This is a genomic window from Aquabacterium sp., assembly GCF_036279675.1.
Taxonomy (GTDB): Bacteria; Pseudomonadota; Gammaproteobacteria; order Burkholderiales; family Burkholderiaceae_C; genus Aquabacterium.
The window spans coordinates 1-16,898 of sequence record NZ_DASUIS010000121.1; the positions used below are offsets into that span (position 1 = coordinate 1).

Annotated in this window: 14 protein-coding genes; 6 read left to right on the forward strand and 8 right to left on the reverse strand. The window is 62.2% G+C overall.

Features of this window, described 5'->3' with window-relative positions:
* The 4 genes from VFW93_RS14045 to rpsL form a co-directional block, all read right to left on the reverse strand.
* A partial coding sequence (locus VFW93_RS14045; protein ID WP_253907294.1) for a GTP-binding protein occupies positions 1–156 on the reverse strand: 156 nt, incomplete at its 3' end.
* A 166-nt stretch (positions 157–322) separates the two neighbouring features.
* Entirely contained in the window at positions 323–2,425 is a 2,103-nt protein-coding gene (gene fusA, locus VFW93_RS14050) for an elongation factor G (RefSeq protein WP_329694612.1), read from the reverse strand.
* A 112-nt stretch (positions 2,426–2,537) separates the two neighbouring features.
* Entirely contained in the window at positions 2,538–3,008 is a 471-nt protein-coding gene (rpsG, locus tag VFW93_RS14055) for a 30S ribosomal protein S7 (RefSeq protein ID WP_035037918.1), read from the reverse strand.
* 203 nt (positions 3,009–3,211) lie between these two features.
* Positions 3,212–3,589, reverse strand: coding sequence for a 30S ribosomal protein S12 (gene rpsL / locus VFW93_RS14060; RefSeq protein ID WP_058088974.1), 378 nt, complete (start codon positions 3,587–3,589; stop codon positions 3,212–3,214).
* 348 nt (positions 3,590–3,937) lie between these two features.
* On the opposite strand from rpsL, the gene VFW93_RS14065 reads away from it, so the two are divergent.
* Positions 3,938–4,588, forward strand: a complete 651-nt coding sequence (locus VFW93_RS14065) for a PEP-CTERM sorting domain-containing protein (RefSeq protein ID WP_329694613.1) — start codon at positions 3,938–3,940, stop codon at positions 4,586–4,588.
* Between the two features lie 177 nt (positions 4,589–4,765).
* On the opposite strand, the gene VFW93_RS14070 is transcribed toward VFW93_RS14065, so the two are convergent.
* A complete protein-coding gene (locus VFW93_RS14070; RefSeq protein ID WP_329694614.1) occupies positions 4,766–5,038 on the reverse strand; it encodes a hypothetical protein in 273 nt (90 codons plus the stop codon).
* A gap of 115 nt (positions 5,039–5,153) precedes the next feature.
* Positions 5,154–7,601, reverse strand: a complete 2,448-nt coding sequence (locus VFW93_RS14075; protein WP_329694615.1) for a DEAD/DEAH box helicase — start codon at positions 7,599–7,601, stop codon at positions 5,154–5,156.
* 104 nt (positions 7,602–7,705) lie between these two features.
* Between VFW93_RS14075 and VFW93_RS14080 the strand changes: the two genes are divergently transcribed.
* The 5 genes from VFW93_RS14080 to VFW93_RS14100 all read left to right on the forward strand — a co-directional run bounded on the left by VFW93_RS14080 (position 7,706) and on the right by VFW93_RS14100 (position 12,431).
* On the forward strand, positions 7,706–8,032 hold the full coding sequence (locus tag VFW93_RS14080; RefSeq protein ID WP_329694616.1) for a hypothetical protein: 327 nt from the start codon (positions 7,706–7,708) through the stop codon (positions 8,030–8,032).
* A 131-nt stretch (positions 8,033–8,163) separates the two neighbouring features.
* On the forward strand, positions 8,164–8,880 hold the full coding sequence (locus tag VFW93_RS14085; RefSeq protein ID WP_329694617.1) for a DUF6748 domain-containing protein: 717 nt from the start codon (positions 8,164–8,166) through the stop codon (positions 8,878–8,880).
* 201 nt (positions 8,881–9,081) lie between these two features.
* Positions 9,082–9,699 carry a PEP-CTERM sorting domain-containing protein gene (locus VFW93_RS14090; RefSeq protein WP_329694618.1) on the forward strand — a complete coding sequence of 206 codons (618 nt, stop codon included), beginning with the start codon at positions 9,082–9,084 and terminating at the stop codon, positions 9,697–9,699.
* A gap of 146 nt (positions 9,700–9,845) precedes the next feature.
* On the forward strand, positions 9,846–10,391 hold the full coding sequence (locus VFW93_RS14095; protein WP_329694619.1) for a DinB family protein: 546 nt from the start codon (positions 9,846–9,848) through the stop codon (positions 10,389–10,391).
* 144 nt (positions 10,392–10,535) lie between these two features.
* The gene (locus tag VFW93_RS14100; RefSeq protein WP_329694620.1) at positions 10,536–12,431 is read left to right on the forward strand and encodes an ATP-binding protein; all 1,896 of its coding nucleotides are present in this window, start codon (positions 10,536–10,538) and stop codon (positions 12,429–12,431) included.
* On the opposite strand, the gene VFW93_RS14105 is transcribed toward VFW93_RS14100, so the two are convergent.
* On the reverse strand, positions 12,346–13,047 hold the full coding sequence (locus VFW93_RS14105; RefSeq protein ID WP_329694621.1) for an N-acyl amino acid synthase FeeM domain-containing protein: 702 nt from the start codon (positions 13,045–13,047) through the stop codon (positions 12,346–12,348). The genes VFW93_RS14100 and VFW93_RS14105 overlap by 86 nt on opposite strands.
* A 187-nt stretch (positions 13,048–13,234) precedes the next feature.
* A partial coding sequence (gene rpoC, locus VFW93_RS14110; RefSeq protein ID WP_329694622.1) for a DNA-directed RNA polymerase subunit beta' occupies positions 13,235–16,898 on the reverse strand: 3,664 nt, incomplete at its 5' end.

The following is a 16,898-nucleotide window of genomic DNA, read 5'->3' on the forward strand; positions in this document are numbered from 1 at the left end:
AGCGTCGATCTGGTCGTAGGCCTTGGCTTCGCCGCCAAACTTCTTCGACAGAACGGTAGCGATAGCAGCCGTCAGGGTGGTCTTGCCGTGGTCAACGTGACCGATGGTGCCCACGTTCACGTGCGGCTTGGTCCGTTCGAATTTACCTTTTGCCATTTGTTTCTCCAACAAAGAACAGTTGCCCGTGTTCGTTTAAGGTCTCCAACACTGGCTTGCCACGGGCAGCAGCCAACCCACGCAGGGTGTCAAAGACCGGCTTTGATTTGTTCCTCACGAAGAGGAAGGGCCCGCAGTGTACACCGCGAGCCCTGACGCGGCTCAATTACTTGGCACGCGCGGTGATGATGGCGTCAGCCACGTTCTTCGGTGCTTCAGAGTAGTGCTTGAACTCCATGGAGTACGTGGCACGACCTTGCGTTGCCGAACGCAGGCTGGTGGAGTAGCCGAACATTTCAGACAGAGGAACTTCTGCCTTGATGATCTTGCCGCCACCGACCATGTCGTCCATACCTTGAACCATGCCGCGACGCGAGGACAGGTCGCCCATCACGGTACCAGCGTAGTCTTCAGGCGTTTCGACTTCCACGGCCATCATGGGCTCGAGGATCACGGGGTTGGCCTTGCGGCAACCGTCCTTGAAACCCATCGAAGCAGCCATCTTGAACGCGTTTTCGTTCGAGTCCACATCGTGGTACGAACCGAAGGTCAGGGTGACCTTGACGTCCACAACGGGGTAGCCAGCCAGCACGCCGGAGGTCAGGGTGTCGATCACGCCCTTTTCCACCGCAGGGATGTATTCGCGAGGAACCACACCGCCCTTGATGGCATCGACGAATTCGAAGCCCTTACCGGGTTCTTGAGGCTCGACGGTCAGCACAACGTGACCGTACTGACCCTTACCACCGGACTGACGCACGAACTTGCCTTCGACGTCGGTGACCTTCTTGCGGATGGTTTCGCGGTAAGCCACTTGAGGCTTGCCCACGTTGGCTTCCACGCCGAATTCGCGCTTCATGCGGTCGACGATGATTTCCAGGTGCAGCTCGCCCATACCGGCGATGATGGTCTGCCCCGATTCTTCGTCGGTCTTGACGCGGAAGGAAGGATCTTCTGCAGCCAGACGTTGCAGGGCGATACCCATCTTTTCCTGGTCAGCCTTGGTCTTGGGTTCCACGGCCTGTGCGATCACAGGCTCAGGGAAGACCATCTTTTCCAGGGTGATGATGGCGTCCGGATCACACAGCGTTTCGCCGGTAGTCACGTCCTTCAGGCCCACGCAAGCAGCGATGTCACCGGCCAGAATTTCCTTGATTTCTTCACGCTCGTTGGCGTGCATCTGCAGGATACGGCCGATACGTTCCTTCTTGCCCTTGATCGGGTTGTAGACGGAGTCGCCGGAGTTCAGCACGCCCGAGTACACGCGAACGAAGGTCAGCTGACCGACGTACGGGTCGGTCATCAGCTTGAAAGCCAGCGCAGAGAACTTCTCGGCGTCGTCGGCCTTGCGGCTGGTGGGCTGGTCGTCTTCGTCCGTACCTTCGACAGGAGGAATGTCCACTGGCGAGGGCAGGTAGTCGATCACGGCGTCGAGCATGCGCTGCACGCCCTTGTTCTTGAAGGCGGTGCCACACAGCATCGGCTGGATTTCGCAGGCGATGGTACGGGTACGCAGAGCCAGCTTGATCTCGTCTTCGGACAAGTCACCTTCTTCCAGGTACTTGTTCATCAGCTCTTCGTTGGCTTCAGCAGCAGCTTCAACCATGCTTTCACGCCACTTCTGGGCGTCAGCCTTGAGCTCTTCAGGGATCTCGCGGTAGTCGAACTTCATGCCCTGGGAAGCTTCGTCCCAGTAGATGGCCTTCATCTTCAGCAGATCGACCACGCCCTGGAAGTTGTCTTCAGCGCCGATAGGGATCACCACGGGCACAGGGTTGGCCTTCAGACGCAGCTTGAGCTGGTCATAGACCTTGAAGAAGTTGGCGCCGGTACGGTCCATCTTGTTGACGAAGGACAGACGGGGCACGCCGTACTTGTTAGCCTGACGCCACACGGTTTCAGACTGAGGCTGCACGCCGCCCACGGCGCAGTACACCATGCAGGCACCGTCGAGCACGCGCATCGAGCGTTCAACTTCAATGGTGAAGTCAACGTGGCCCGGGGTGTCGATGATGTTGAAACGGTGCTCGGGGTAGGACATGTCCATACCCTTCCAGAAGCAGGTCGTGGCAGCCGACGTGATCGTGATGCCGCGCTCTTGTTCCTGCTCCATCCAGTCCATGGTGGCAGCGCCTTCGTGCACTTCACCGATCTTGTGGTTCACACCGGTGTAGAACAGGATGCGTTCGGTCGTGGTGGTCTTGCCGGCGTCGATGTGAGCCGAGATACCAATGTTGCGGTAACGCTCAATCGGGGTCTTGCGGGACATGGTGTCACTCCAGATTTGACAAAGCGCCGGCCGTGTCTGTCGAACACAGAATCACGAGCCGGGCGCCTTTTTTGCAGCCCGAAGGCTGCAGGTGGTGATTAAGACGCGAGTCTTAGAAACGGAAGTGCGAGAAGGCCTTGTTGGCTTCAGCCATACGGTGGACTTCGTCACGCTTCTTCATCGCGCCGCCGCGGCCTTCAGCGGCTTCCAGCAGTTCGTTGGCCAGACGTTGGGCCATCGACTTCTCGGAACGCTTGCGCGACGATTCCTTCAACCAACGCATGGCCAGAGCCATACGACGAGCAGGGCGAACTTCAACGGGAACCTGGTAGTTCGCACCACCCACGCGGCGGGATTTCACTTCCACCACGGGCTTGATGTTGTTCAAAGCGACGTTAAAGATTTCCAGCGGATCCTTGCCGGCCTTCTTTTCGACTTGTTCGAGGGCACCGTAGATGATGCGCTCGGCCACAGCCTTCTTGCCGGATTCCATGATCACGTTCATGAACTTGGAGAGGTCCACAGATCCGAACTTGGGATCTGGGAGGATTTCACGCTTGGGTACTTCGCGACGACGAGGCATTTCGTTTCCTTTCAATGCTTCAGTTGATGCTGACTTTCGCCTGCATCTGGAGCGCCATCAAAAAATGAGGCTGAACACTCCACTTACTCGGTTCATGCCGGACAACCCGGACACAACCGCCACCTCGGCCTTCTCGACAAACAGCTTGCACAAACTTGGTGACGCGCTGATGAAGAGGACCGACAACTTTCTCAACAGGCTGATTAGGCCTTCTTCGGGCGCTTGGCGCCGTACTTGGAGCGGGACTGCTTGCGGTCCTTGACGCCTTGCAGGTCAAGGGAGCCACGCACGATGTGGTAACGCACACCAGGCAAGTCCTTCACACGACCGCCGCGAACCAGCACGACGCTGTGTTCCTGCAGGTTGTGGCCTTCACCGCCGATGTAGGAAATCACCTCGAAACCGTTGGTCAGGCGCACCTTGGCAACCTTACGCAGAGCGGAGTTAGGCTTCTTGGGAGTCGTGGTGTACACGCGGGTGCACACACCACGGCGCTGCGGGCAGTTCTGCATCGCAGGCGACTTGGATTTCGTGACCTCGACCTGACGGCCATGGCGCACGAGCTGATTGATCGTTGGCATTTAGTTGGTTCCCGTTGAAAAAACACTTGAAAATCAAGCACTTGGAAGGCGTTTGAACGAACACCCCACCACGCTTGAGACAAGCACAAAACGGCCAGCACCCTCTTCCGTTTCGAAAAATCTCGAAAAACGAAAGGCCAGGCGAAGGCCGAAAAGCTTTCCATTGTATCCCCAGGCAGGCTTTGGACGCAAGATCCCCCAGCCAAAGGGGTAAAGCGTGTCAATTGTCACAGATTTCCGAAATTCACCCCCGCATCAATGGGGATGCCAGACCTAACCATTACTGGTTAAAGTCAAACCCTGATGCAGGGACAAGGAGAACCTGCGTTCCCCACTACAGGAGAGAGCATGTCTCTGAGCCAAAAAGCGAAATGGTTGTCCCTGGTTGTGCTGGCCCCTCTGGCCGCACACGCCACCGTTCCCAACAGCACCTTCCAGTTTTATTTCGAAGGCCCGATCTTTGACGAAGTCGTCAAGGCACCTTATTTCACAAACGGCAGCCTGGGCGTGACCGTGCGTGCGTTCACCGCAGACGGCAAGCAGGCAGACGTTGACCGTCGCTGGGACGGCCTGGGCGTGACCACCGGCCTGCTGGATCCAGGTGAAATGAACAGCGGCCTGTTCAGCAGCACGGGCGACTACCTGACGCTGACCTTCAACCAGCAGGTCAAGCTCGACAGCCTGCGTTTCTCCTGGTGGGAAAACGGTGCGGTCATCCCCTTCATTGGCCAGCTCGACTCGCTCGATCACGCCACCGTGAAGTACGGCAACACCACCGTGAACCTGGCCAACAACAACGACAACGGTCTGATCCTCAAGACCTTCTCGTTGCCCAACGCCATCGGCACCACCTTCACCATTCAGGCCACCGGCAACCTGTCGGCCTTCCGCCTGGCCGGCATCAATGCCACGGCCGTGGTGCCGGAACCCGCCACCTACGCACTGATGGGCCTGGGTCTGGTCGGCATCGGCTTGACGGCTCGCCGCCGCAAGGCCTGATCCGCACAACGCTTTCTGCTCCTATGTTCTGGCCGCCTTGTGCGGCCATTTTTTTTGCCCGCCCCGGGTAACCGGCAAAGTGAACATGCAAAACAAGAACGGCTCGGTCTGATCAGGACCGAGCCGTTCTTGTTCTGAAGCCCCGCTCACCGAGCGGGATACATGCCATCAATGTGATCAGTCACGCTTGCCCAGCAGGGTTGCCACGGCGGTGCCAATGCGCAGGCCGACGGAGGTGGTGGCCGCCACGGTCAGGACCATGCCCAGGCCGATCAGCCAGTCAGAGGCGCCATGCGCGGTCAGCGCTTCGCTGACGGTGCCCACGGCCAGAGGCAGACCGGCGAGGAAACCGACGATCACGCCGACCTTTTCCACTTCCAGTTGCTTGTGCGCCAGATCAGCCGGTGTCTGGTGCGAAACGCGATGCAGCTTGATACCTGTCTGAGCCATGGTGAACTCCTTGGATTCGATGAAACGAAGTCTAAGGGAAAACACGCAGTAGTGGGTAAAAACCCTAGGTAACAAGATGCAATTTTTCGGACTTATTGCGCAGTGTTGTTAAACGTCACGCCAACGGCGCCAGCAAGGCGTCCAGGTCAGCCTGGCTGAACTTGATGCTCTGGGCACCGTCCTGGCCCAGTACGCCCTCGGCCAGGGCCGCCTTGCGCGCCTGCAAGGCCTGAATGCGCTCTTCGATGCTGCCAGCGACCACCAACTTGTAAACCGTGACCGGCTGATCCTGGCCGATGCGGTGGGCGCGATCGGTCGCCTGCTGCTCGACGGCGGGGTTCCACCACGGGTCCACGTGGATGACGGTGTCTGCCGCCGTCAGGTTGAGCCCCACGCCGCCAGCCTTGAGCGTCACCAGCATGAGGGGCACCTGCTTGTCCTGAAACTGGCGCACGGTTTCTGCGCGCTGGGTGGGCGGGGTGTCGCCGGTCAGGGTCACGAAAGGCAGGGCCAGTTCGACCAGTTCGTCGGCGATCAGCCCGAGCATCTCGGAGAACTGAGAAAACACCAGCACGCGGCGCCCCTCCTCGAGCAGCGCCGGCAGGGTGTCGCGCAACCACGCCAGCTTGGCGCGCTCCATCCCTCTGGGCATCTTGCGGCCCTTGACCAGCCAGGGATCGCAGCAGACCTGACGCAGTTTGAGCAAGGCATCCAGCACCGCGATCTGCGCGCCTTCAAAGCCTTGCTTGTTCAAGGCCTTGCGCACCATCTCGTCGGCCGCCACGCGCACGCTTTCGTACAGGGCCTTCTGCTGCCCTTCGAGCTGGAGCTGCTGCACCACCTCGGTCTTGGCTGGCAGCTCGGCCAGCACATCGGCCTTGCGCCGGCGCAGGATGAAGGGCCGCACGCGCTGGGCCAGCAGTTGTGCGCGCAAGGTTTCGCCGTTTTGCTCGATGGGGTCGCGCCACTGGCGCTGGAAGCTGCGCATGTCACCCAGGAAGCCGGGCATCAGAAAGTCGAACTGGGCCCACAGCTCGCCCAGGTGGTTTTCCAGCGGGGTGCCGGTCAGGCACAAGCGGTGACGCGACTGCAGCCGGCGAATGGCCGTAGCACTCTTGCTGGCGGCGTTCTTCACGGTCTGGGCTTCGTCCAGGATGACGATGTGGAAGAAGTGTTCGGCAAGTTGCTCGATGTCTCGCCACACGAGTGGATACGTGGTGAGCACCACATCGTGCGCGGGGACCTGGGCCATGAGGCCCGCGCGCTCGGGGCCCTGGAGCACCAGCACGCGCAGCGAGGGTGCCATGCGCCTGGCCTCAGCCTGCCAGTTGAACACCAGGGAGGTGGGCATGACGATGAGCGCGGGCAAGTCCAGCCGCCCTGCTTGTTGCTCGATGAGCAGGTGGGTCAAGGCTTGCGCGGTCTTGCCCAGGCCCATGTCGTCGGCCAGGATGCCGGCCAGGCGCTGCTCGCGAAGGTACTGCAACCAGGCCACGCCTTGCTGCTGATAAGGGCGCAGGGTCACGCCCAGGCCTGAAGGGGCAGGCACGGGCTGCGGCGTGCCGGCGGCACGCAGTCTTCTGGTGAGCTCGTGCAAGCCTGCGTCGCCCTGCAACTGCCAGGCGCCATGCCGACCGGCGCGCGCGGCCTGCGTATCGAACAACTGCTCGCGCAGGCGGTCCACACGCACGGCATCCCACTGCTGCAGTTTGATCGGCCCTTCGCGGCGCCGAGGGTCCATCAACAGATCGACCATGGCGCCCACGATGGCCTTGAGGGGGGCCGCCGGCGCTTCGATGCGCTTGCCGCCCGGGGCCTTGAGAATGACGATCGCATCGTCCGCGATGTCGGCGATGTCAGCGGCGTTGAGCCAGCGTTTGTCTCGCTTGATGAGGTCGGCGATCAAGGGGGCGAGATCCAGTTGCTGGCCATCCACCTCCACACCCAGGGTCACCAGCCAGGAACCTTCACGACGCGGTGCACCCAATGGTGTGATGGCCGCGCTGGCGGGCAGGTGCAAGGGCTCGACCAGCTCTTTGGCCTCAGGCTCGCCCGTCTCCGGGCTGATGAGCAGGCGCCAGTGAGTGACCGGCGTGCTCTGGTGGGCAAAGCCGGGCCGCACGACGATGGACCAGCCCCTGGCTTGCAACCGAGGAACCTGTTCGAGCCAGAAGTCACCGAACTGGTCCTCCTGCAGCAGCGACCACAGCGGCTCATGCGCCTGGCCTGCGGCCTGGGCCAGCTGAGGTGCACGCCATTGCAAGGCTTCATGAGGCAAGGTGCGCAAGCCCGTTTCCTGCAGCACATCAAAGGCATCGGCTTCGGCCTCGGGGTCACGCTGCAAGGCAAGCAGGCGGCCCTGAGCATCGGCCACATCGACCTGCTCGCCATGGCGGGCATACAGCACGCTGGTGGGGGCCGGCACGGCCCACCAGGCGCCGCCAGGGCCGCTGTAGGTCCAGTCGATGCGGGCCACGGTGACCTGCGGGCCTCTGGGCCCAAAGCGGCCTTGCGCCTGCATGCCCAGCAAGCCGTCACCCCGGGTGAGGGTGTGCAGCGTCATGCGGGGTCTGAAATGCCAGGCGTCGGAACAGGGAACAGTCATGGCGTGATTGTCCGATGCCTGGCGCGCCACGAAAGCACCGCCCGCATGAGGTACAAAGCAGCATGTCAGACGAATACCAGATCGAGATCCCGCCGTCCTTCACGGCGCTCCACAGCGATGCCCGCAAGCGGCTGACCATCCCCTTGCGCGAATTGCGCGACCGCTACGAGATCTGCGAAGACCTGGCACAACACCTCACGGATCATTGCCGCAGCATCCACGTGGAGATCGGCGTGGACGAGCAGGAGGTGCTGGCGCGCTGCCACAAAGGCCTGTGCTCGCCGGATGGCGTGGTCAGCGAGGCGGAGGCGACCTGGGTGGTGACCCGCCTGGCCGAGTTGCTGAGCTGGCCTCACCCCGGGCTGCCAGAGGCCGACGCATCTCGCTGAAACGGCGCGCTTACAAGCTGCAATACATCTTGCCAATCCAGGGGCCCCAACCCCGTTGGCATCGTCATGTGGGCGACCTATAGTCCGCCGGGTTTGCTATTCCCCATCACAACCCGCTGGAGGATCTCACCATGATCAAACGCCTGACCCTTGCCGCCCTGAGTGCCCTGACACTGGCCTCCGTCCCGCTTGCCGCTTCGGCACAGGATGCCGCCACGCCTGTCCTGCAGACCCGCGACAGTTATCTGATCGTCACCCGCCAGGATGCGCGCAAGTGCGCCTACCCGATGTGCGGTGGCTACTTCGTCAAATCGGTCAACCAGAAGCTGACACGCTGCGCCGATGGCACGCAACAGAAGGAATGCCATGCTGTCCAGCTCAACACCAACGCGCTGGGCTGGACGCCGGAGCAGCGGGCCGCCTTTGACGCGCAGTTTGCGCAAGGCAAGGCCCTGGTTCGTGGCGTGCTGGAGCCCGCACCTGCCGGCCTGTACACCGCCGATCAACTGACCATCACCGAAGCCTGGCAGGCCCAGGGCCCACGTGCGCCCATCGGCACCTTCTACGGTGTGAAGAGCACCGGCATCGTGTGCATCACGGCGCCTTGCCCCTCCCTGGCAGCCACGAAGCTCAACGTGATCGCGCCGGTGCTCAATCCTGATCTGGACCTGAGCCTGAGCGGGGCCAGCGACAAGCAGATCCAGGCAGCCTATGAGGCGCTGGGCAGCACCGGCATCCTGACGGCTGGCGCCATCGTGCCGGTCAAATACCCTGCACTGGAAGGCAACAAGCCGCGCGTTGGCAGCAAGCTGATCGCCAGCCAGTTCTACCTGCCTGCCAAGCCCTGATCGGGCCGCCAGGACTGATGGCAGCGTGTCACCGCCGGTCCCACCCACTCGAGGGGGGATACGGTGGCACGTATAGCGCGGTTTGCGTTGGCGCAAACACGCCCCGCACCCACTTCGTAACATCAAGTTACACCGTGTCCATCGAGAGGCGGTGGACGCCTCCACACGGTGTCGATCTTGACGAAAGTGAGTGCAGTACAAATGTCTATCCAGTCTTTCTGCTCGACGGCGCTGCTGTGCGCCTTGGTGTCCACCAGCGCCCTGGCCGCCACACAGGACATTGCCGTCACGGCGTCCGGTGACAGCGTCTATCACCACTTCTGGTGGCGTGGTGGCTATGACAACGGCTGGGACGCGTCGGCCAACCCCAACCAGGTGTCGCATGACTACGCCTGGGGCGACGGGCAGGCTTACGCCACCTCGCTGAGCTTCGACTTGGGCGGCCTGCAGGCCACGGCAGACCAGATCAGTTCGGTCACGCTCAACATCAACATCCTCAACATCTGGTCGGCCGGGCGCAGTGATGTCGGCAACCTGGACAACATCGCCACCGTGTACCTGGAAAACGGCACGGGGCTGAAGTCCTTCGATGTGACCGACTCGGTCAAATCCGCCTTGCTGGCGCACTCGCCAACGGCCAATTTCAACTTCTCGTACACCGGCTATTCCGGCTTCACTTTCGGCAGCGCGGAAGGCGGCGACCCGGCCTTCCTGCGGGTGACCAGTACCGCTGCCGTGCCTGAACCGGAGAGCTATGCCTTGCTGGTGGCCGGCCTGGGCGTGGTCGGCGCCAGCCTGGCTCGTCGGCGCCGGGGTTGATACCCCTTTGAACAAGGGGGCGCCCAGCGCTTGCACGGGCGTTTCCCTTGCTTGAGAAGACCTGCCATCTGGTCAGCCTGTGCCTTCGGCGTTAGGCTTGCAGCCTGGGCCCCAGGGCCACAGATTGACAAAAGGGAAGGTCTCACATGAACGACACACCGGATGCCTGGAACCTGCGGGACTACGCCATCGCGATGGCGCGCTACAACCGCTGGATGAACGGCAAGATCTACGAAGCCGCGGCCACACTGTCCGACGAGCAGCGCAAGGCTGATCGAGGCGCCTATTTCAAGTCGGTCCACGGCACGCTCAATCACCTGCTGCTGGGCGATCAGGCCTGGATGCAGCGCATGCACGGCCAGCCGGTCACCATGACGTCGCCATCGCAGGAATTGCACGAGGACTTCGAGGCCTTGCGCGCCGCGCGTGAAGCCATGGACCAGTCCTTGATGGACTGGGCCGTGCACCTGGAATCGGTCGAGGCTTCGCGCAGTTTCAGCTTCTTCAGCGTGGTCTACCAGAAGCAGATCACGATGCCCTATGTGGCTGCCGTGATGCAGATCTTCAATCACCAGACGCACCATCGCGGCCAGATCACCACCTTGCTGAGCCAGTTGGGCGTGGACGTGGGTGTCACGGACCTGCCGCTCATGCCCAGCTGGGCAGAGATGAGCGCGCCACGCGCAGGCTGAAGCGCGCTGGCAGCGCCTTGCCGAATGCCCTGGTGCTGTGGCGCCGCAGACACCGGCCACTGGACCTGCGTCCGATTTTGGCGCACAGTGCCAAGCACTCGGGTACGGCGTCTAGGCAGAAGTAGCTCACCACGGTGCGCACGCATGCTCCTCTTCCAATCCCTGGCTCATCCGCCACACAAGGCAGCTCGTCAGGCACTGCGCGTCAACAATCAGGTTGAAACAGAGCAACTGCAGATGGTCTGGGCGCACGCCCGCATCGGTGTGGTCGTGGCCTCGGCCTTTGCCGTCGCGCTGGCCTGGTCGCTGCGCGGGCAGGCCGCCCCGGCCATCGTCGTGGACGCGTGGCTGGCCAGCAAGCTGCTCGTGTCGGCGTTTCGCATCGTTCAGGGCAGCGTGTATGCGCACCAGCGCCAGGCTGCCGCGCACTGGGGGCTCAGCACGCTCCTGGCCCTGATGCTCGATGGTGTCATCTGGGGGGCTGCAGGCCTGTATGTGAGCGCCCTGTCGCCCCAACCTTACCCGACCTTCTTTGTGGCCGCGCTGGCCTGCATTTCCTGTGTGGCCACCTTCGGGCTTCAGGTCAGCGCCCGCTTCACGGCCGCATACGCAGCCCCCATCCTGGCACCCACGGCACTGGGCATGATGCTGCGCGGTGACACCCTCAGCGAGCTCGGCGGCCTCGGGCTGTGGCTGCTGCTGGGATTGCAGATCGCCACGGCCATGCGCAGCGAGCGTGGGGTGGTGGACGGCATCCAGTTGCGCCTGCATGCCCAGGCCCTGGCCCACGAAAAGGAAGAAGCCCTCAAGACCGCCGTGCGTCAGAGCGCCGTGAAAACGCAGTTTCTGGCCAACATCAGCCATGAGCTGCGTACCCCCCTGCACGGCATCCTGGGCATGAGCAAGCTGCTGCACCTGGCCGAGAAGGACCCCACGGCCTTGCGCCGCATCGAACTGATTGAAGCCTCCGGCACCCATCTGCTGGCACTCATCAACGACCTGCTGGACATCTCCCGCATCGAGGCAGGTCAGTTCCTGATACGCCACGAACGGCATGACCTGTCCATGCAGATCGAGCAACTGGTGGGCATCTACACCATGCGAGCCGAGGACAAGGGGCTTGCCTTCGAGGTCCGCGGACAGCTGCCCTCGCCCTGCTGGGTCATGGGCGACCCGGCTCGCTTCCGACAGGTCCTGCACAATCTGCTGGGCAACGCCATCAAGTTCACGCAGCAGGGGCGCATCACGCTGACGATCGCGCGAGACCCCGTCAGTGGCATGGTCAGGGCGGAGGTGCATGACACCGGGTGCGGCATCCCCCCTGCCGACCTCGACAAAATCTTTGAAGCCTTCCAGCAATCCACCAGCAGCTCTGCCGATCAGGCGGCCCAAGGCGCGGGGCTGGGTCTGACCATCGCCCGCGACATCGCCCGCGCCATGAAAGGCGACATCACGGCCCGCAGCGTGGTGGGCGAAGGCACGACCATGGTCTTCACCGCCTGCCTGCCCGACGCGACCCATGGCACGGCGGAGGCGCCGCTGTCTGCCGAGGATGCCTTCCAGGGTTCACGCCACTGCCGGGTTCTGCTGGCCGAAGACAACGAGATCAACGCGCTGGTGGCGATGAATTTTCTGGAGATCATCGGTGTGGATGCGGAACGCGTGCCGCACGGTGCGGACGCGCTCAGCCGAGCCCTGCGTACGCCACATCGCCCGGACATCGTGCTGATGGACTGCCACATGCCCGTGCTCAATGGCTATGAAGCGACGCGCATGATCCGGCTCAAGGAGCGCGAGCTGGGGCTCCGACGCCTGCCCATCGTCGCCTTGACCGCCACGACAACCGATGCCGAACGCCAGGATTGCCTGGCCGCCGGCATGGACGACTTTCTCTCCAAGCCCTGCACGCTGGAAGACCTCGGGCGGGTGATCAAGCAATGGGCCGGCGAAACGCTCAAGCCACCAGGCGCTGTGTCGGCGCCGGACGAGCCACCTCGCGACGCAAGCCCGGCAGATCCTCGCACGTCTCTTCAAACATGAAGGCATGGAGCCGGTGCCCCTGGCGGCACCATTCGTCCTTGGTGGCCCGCACGTCCATCGTGAAGACAAAGTGCGGCAGGTTCCCGGCATGTGTCAACGGCACCATCTGCCCAGGCGCCAGGAAGTCCTTGAAGCCCAGATGGCGGTAGGAGCGCGACAAGGCCTCGTTGCGGGCGGCGATCACCAGCCAGTGGATGCCATGGGTTTCGCAATATTGGTAAATCGCCCTCATCAAGTGCAGCCTGACCAGGGATGAGGCGCCGGGCAGCACGGCCAGCCGCGTCACCTCGGCGCGGGATTGTGCGACCAGTTGCCGCGGCAGGATGACGCTGCGCTCGATCAACAGCGTGCCGCCCATGCCTGCGGGCTGAATGCGCACGGTGCCGATGGCCTGCCCTGTGGCCTTGTCCAGGCACAGCAGCACGACGGTGCCGGGCGCACGGTCCAGCGGATCGGCCGACATCGCGAAGTTCGCCACGGCCTGGCCCAGGTGGTGGCCATAGGCGGCCTCTCTGACGCCGCCGGCTTGTGCCAGCTCGTCATCGCTCACGGCCACCCGGACTTCCAGGTCGAGGCTCGGGGTACAGCTGCTCTTTGCTTTGGCTAAAGTGCCCATTTCGATCAGCTCCATGTGAGTCACACCATGGCACTGACGATAGAAGGGGTACTGCCTCATAAATGGGCAGATAAAACGGGTGTTTGACCCACTTTGTGAGCAGGGGTGCAAACCGTCCGGACAAGAAAAAGCGCCAGCACCCTTTCGGGTCTGGCGCTTTGCGCTTCAGTTCAGAAGCTGCGGCAGATTACTCTGCGGCACCGCCTTCGGCAGGCGCAGCCTCGTCGGCATCGTCACCATCCAGGGCAGCCAGTTCGAGCGCAGCGCGCTCCTGGGCTTCCTGCATGGCGATGGCGCGGCGTTCGCTGTCGTCCATCTCTTCCTTGGCCTTGCGAGCCTGGTGGAAGGCCATACCGGTACCAGCGGGGATCAGACGACCCACGATGACGTTTTCCTTCAAGCCACGCAGCTCGTCGCGCTTGCCCATGATGGCAGCCTCGGTCAGCACGCGGGTCGTTTCCTGGAAGGAAGCGGCCGAGATGAAGGAGTCGGTCGACAGCGAAGCCTTGGTGATACCCAGCAGCACATCGCTGTGCGTGGCGATCATCTTGCCTTCGGCGCGCATGCGGTCGTTGGTGTCCAGCAGTTCCGAACGCTCAACCTGTTCGCCCACGATGTAGTTGGTGTCACCGGCATTGGTGATCTGAACACGACGCAGCATCTGGCGAACGATCACCTGGATGTGCTTGTCGTTGATCTTCACACCTTGCAGACGGTAGACGTCCTGCACTTCGTCGACGATGTAGCGAGCCAGCTCTTCGATACCCAGCAGACGCAGGATGTCCTGCGGATCGGCCGGGCCGTCGACGATGGATTCGCCCTTGTTGACCACCTGGCCTTCGTGCACCAGGATGTTCTTTTCCTTCGGAACCAGATCTTCCCAGACCTGACCTTCGGGGTCGGTGATCTGCAGACGAACCTTGCCCTTGGTTTCCTTGCCGAAGGACACGGTACCCGTGATCTCGGCCAGCGAACCCTTGTCCTTGGGCGAACGGGCTTCGAACAGCTCGGCCACACGTGGCAGACCGCCGGTAATGTCGCGGGTCTTCTGACCTTCGATCGGGATACGGGCCAGCACTTCACCAGGCGACAGATCCTGGCCGTCGCGCACTTGAATCAGCGCGCCAACCTGGAAGCCGATGGTCACGGCGTGGTCGGTACCGGGGATCTTCACTTCGGCGCCAGAGGCGTCGAGCAGCTTCACCTGAGGACGGATGACCTTGGCAGCGCCGCGGCGCTTCGGATCGATCACGACCAGGGTCGACAGACCGGTCACTTCGTCCACCTGCTTGGCCACGGTCACGCCTTCTTCGACGTTCTCGAACTTGGCCTTACCGGCGAACTCGGTGATGATCGGACGGGTCAGCGGATCCCAGGTTGCCAGCACCAGGCCAGCCTTGATGGTCTGGTCGGCCTTGACATTGAGCTGCGCACCGTACGGCACCTTGTGACGCTCACGCTCACGGCCGTGCTGGTCGGAGATGACGATTTCGCCGGAACGCGAAATCACCACCAGATCGCCCTTGCCGTTCGTGACGTAACGCATCGTGGCATTGAAGCCGATGATGCCGTCAGACTTGGCTTCCACGCTCGAAGCGATGGCAGCACGCGAAGCGGCACCACCGATGTGGAAGGTACGCATGGTCAGCTGCGTGCCGGGTTCACCGATGGACTGCGCAGCGATCACGCCCACAGCTTCACCGGAGTTCACCAGACCACCGCGGCCCAGGTCGCGGCCATAGCACTTGGCGCACAGGCCGAAGCGTGTGGCGCAAGTCAGCGGCGTGCGGACCTTGACTTCGTCGACGCCAGCGGCTTCGAGTTCGTCCAGGGCATCTTCGTCCAGCATCTGGCCGGCCTTGATGACGACCTGTTGGGTCTCGGGGTGCAGCACGTCGATCGCGGGCACGCGGCCCAGGATGCGGTCGCGCAGCGATTCGATGACTTCACCGCCTTCAACCAGCGCACGGGTGTTGATGCCCTGGTCGGTTCCGCAATCGTCGGCCGTCACGACCAGATCTTGCGTCACGTCGACCAGACGACGTGTCAGGTAACCCGAGTTGGCCGTCTTCAACGCCGTATCCGCCAGACCCTTACGAGCACCGTGGGTGGAGATGAAGTACTGCAACACGTTCAGACCTTCACGGAAGTTGGCCGTGATGGGGGTCTCGATGATGGAGCCGTCAGGCTTGGCCATCAGGCCCCGCATACCGGCCAGCTGGCGGATCTGGGCAGCAGAACCACGGGCACCGGAGTCGGCCATCATGTAAATCGAATTGAACGATTCCTGATCGACTTCATTGCCGTTGCGGTCGATGGTCTTTTGCTTGGACAGCTGCGACATCATGACCTTGCCGACTTCGTCGCCGGTCTTGCCCCAGATGTCCACCACCTTGTTGTAGCGTTCGCCAGCGGTCACCAGACCGGAGACGTACTGCTGTTCGATTTCCTTGACTTCCTTTTCGGCGCGTTCGATCAGGCCGTACTTTTCCTTCGGAACCAACATGTCGTCGATGCCGATGGAGATACCAGCGCGGGTCGCCAGGCGGAAACCGTTTTGCAGCAGCTTGTCAGCCAGCACCACCGTTTCCTTCAGACCGCACTTGCGGAACGAAGTATTGATGAGGCGGGAGATTTCCTTCTTCTTGAGCGCCTTGTTGATGTTCGCAAAAGGCAGGCCCTTGGGCAGGATCTCGCTCAGCAAAGCGCGACCAACCGTTGTTTCCACCAGCTTGGTCTCGGGGATGAACTCGCCCGTTTCCTTGTTCTTGGTGTACTCGGTCAGACGGATGTTGATGCGGGCGGTGATTTCCACCACGCCGTTATCCAGCGCACGTTGCAGCTCGGGGATGTCGGCGAAGACCATGCCTTCACCCTTGCCGTTGATACGCTCACGAGTGGCGTAGTACAGACCCAGCACCACGTCTTGCGACGGCACGATGGAGGGTTCGCCGTTGGCAGGGAACAGCACGTTGTTGGAGGCCAGCATCAGCGTGCGGGCTTCCATTTGCGCTTCGATGGACAGGGGCACGTGAACGGCCATCTGGTCACCGTCGAAGTCGGCGTTGAAGGCCGCGCAAACGAGTGGGTGCAGCTGAATGGCCTTGCCTTCGATCAGCACGGGCTCGAAAGCCTGGATGCCCAGACGGTGCAGCGTAGGCGCACGGTTCAGCATCACGGGGTGTTCCTTGATCACTTCTTCAAGGATGTCCCACACGACTGGCGTACCCGATTCGACTTCCTTCTTGGCAGCCTTGATCGTGGTGGCGATGCCCATGGCTTCCAGGCGCGCAAAGATGAAGGGCTTGAACAGTTCAAGCGCCATCAGCTTGGGCAGACCGCACTGGTGCAGCTTCAGGGTCGGGCCCACGGTGATCACGGAACGACCGGAGTAGTCGACGCGCTTGCCCAGCAAGTTCTGACGGAAGCGACCGCTCTTGCCCTTGATCATGTCGGCCAGCGACTTCAGGGCACGCTTGTTCGCACCGGTCATGGCCTTGCCACGACGGCCGTTGTCCAGCAGCGAGTCAACCGATTCCTGCAGCATGCGCTTTTCGTTGCGCACGATGATTTCTGGCGCCTTCAGTTCGAGCAGACGGGCCAGACGGTTGTTACGGTTGATGACGCGGCGGTACAGGTCGTTCAGGTCGGAGGTCGCGAAACGACCGCCGTCCAGCGGCACCAGAGGACGCAGATCGGGCGGCAGCACGGGCAGCACGTCCATCACCATCCAGTTGGGCTTGATGCCGGACTTCTTGAACGCTTCCATCACCTTCAGGCGCTTGGCGTTCTTCTTGATCTTCAGCTCGCTGCCCGTCATGTCGTTGCGCAGCTTGTCGATCTCGACGTCC

Bases quoted from the DNA above. Each gene is read 5' to 3' on its own strand.
- VFW93_RS14090 (WP_329694618.1), top strand. From the start codon at position 9,082: ATGTCTATCCAGTCTTTCTGCTCGACGGCGCTGCTGTGCGCCTTGGTG.
- fusA (WP_329694612.1), bottom strand. From the start codon at position 2,425: ATGTCCCGCAAGACCCCGATTGAGCGTTACCGCAACATTGGTATCTCG.
- VFW93_RS14065 (WP_329694613.1), top strand. From the start codon at position 3,938: ATGTCTCTGAGCCAAAAAGCGAAATGGTTGTCCCTGGTTGTGCTGGCC.
- rpsL (WP_058088974.1), bottom strand. From the start codon at position 3,589: ATGCCAACGATCAATCAGCTCGTGCGCCATGGCCGTCAGGTCGAGGTC.
- VFW93_RS14085 (WP_329694617.1), top strand. From the start codon at position 8,164: ATGATCAAACGCCTGACCCTTGCCGCCCTGAGTGCCCTGACACTGGCC.
- VFW93_RS14105 (WP_329694621.1), bottom strand. From the start codon at position 13,047: ATGGGCACTTTAGCCAAAGCAAAGAGCAGCTGTACCCCGAGCCTCGAC.
- rpsG (WP_035037918.1), bottom strand. From the start codon at position 3,008: ATGCCTCGTCGTCGCGAAGTACCCAAGCGTGAAATCCTCCCAGATCCC.
- VFW93_RS14100 (WP_329694620.1), top strand. From the start codon at position 10,536: ATGCTCCTCTTCCAATCCCTGGCTCATCCGCCACACAAGGCAGCTCGT.
- VFW93_RS14075 (WP_329694615.1), bottom strand. From the start codon at position 7,601: ATGACGCTGCACACCCTCACCCGGGGTGACGGCTTGCTGGGCATGCAG.
- VFW93_RS14095 (WP_329694619.1), top strand. From the start codon at position 9,846: ATGAACGACACACCGGATGCCTGGAACCTGCGGGACTACGCCATCGCG.
- VFW93_RS14070 (WP_329694614.1), bottom strand. From the start codon at position 5,038: ATGGCTCAGACAGGTATCAAGCTGCATCGCGTTTCGCACCAGACACCG.
- VFW93_RS14080 (WP_329694616.1), top strand. From the start codon at position 7,706: ATGTCAGACGAATACCAGATCGAGATCCCGCCGTCCTTCACGGCGCTC.